Genomic DNA, 626 nt, shown 5'->3' with positions numbered 1-626 from the left:
TAAGAGCATCCATGTTAAATATATGAATCGCAAGGCATTACTTAAGCTAGATGAGCATTGCATGGAAATGCTTTTATTATATGCACAACCTCCTCTGAGACTTTTGACAATTTATGTACTTCAGCAAAAAACTCTTTATACTGAGTGCTACTTGGTAAACTCGTATACAATAACAAATAAATAATTGTTATGAAATCATAACTTTCTGCTAGAACCTTTATGTCATACCCTCGATACTTTAATATTCCTTTATCACCATCTATAAATGTTATAGACGATGAGCATAAAGCTGTTGAGATAAGATTTGGATCATAAGTAAACAAGCCAGTTTGCTTATGTAAACCCTGCACATCCAATACTCTAGGACCTGCAGTTCCACTAAGTATAGGTAACTCAACCTCTATTAACTCATCTAGCTTAAGTAATGCCTTGCGATTCATATATTTAACAAAGCTGTTGAGATAAGATTTGGATCATAAGTAAACAAGCCAGTTTGCTTATGTAAACCCTGCACATCCAATACTCTAGGACCTGCAGTTCCACTAAGTATAGGTAACTCAACCTCTATTAACTCATCTAGCTTAAGTAATGCCTTGCGATTCATATATTTAACATGGATGCTCTTA

1 protein-coding gene and 1 pseudogene are annotated in these 626 nt (G+C 34.3%); both read right to left on the bottom strand.

The window, feature by feature from the left end; all coding sequences use genetic code 11:
- Positions 1-41: 41 nt before the first annotated feature.
- Positions 42-440, bottom strand: a complete 399-nt coding sequence (locus tag V6U76_RS05415) for a citrate/2-methylcitrate synthase (RefSeq protein ID WP_333024124.1) — start codon at positions 438-440, stop codon at positions 42-44.
- Positions 437-626, bottom strand: a pseudogene (locus V6U76_RS05410) (hypothetical protein); the annotation flags it as partial. The pseudogene V6U76_RS05410 and the gene V6U76_RS05415, both read right to left, overlap by 4 nt.

It is taken from the genome of Wolbachia endosymbiont of Pentidionis agamae (genome assembly GCF_036711655.1).
GTDB lineage: Bacteria > Pseudomonadota > Alphaproteobacteria > Rickettsiales > Anaplasmataceae > JAZHPY01.
Note: the sequence above shows the minus strand (reverse complement) of the source record. Positions and strands in the feature narration are given on the sequence as shown.

Coding starts and splice junctions, on each gene's coding strand:
- V6U76_RS05415 (WP_333024124.1), bottom strand. CDS start 440: ATGAATCGCAAGGCATTACTTAAGCTAGATGAGTTAATAGAGGTTGAG.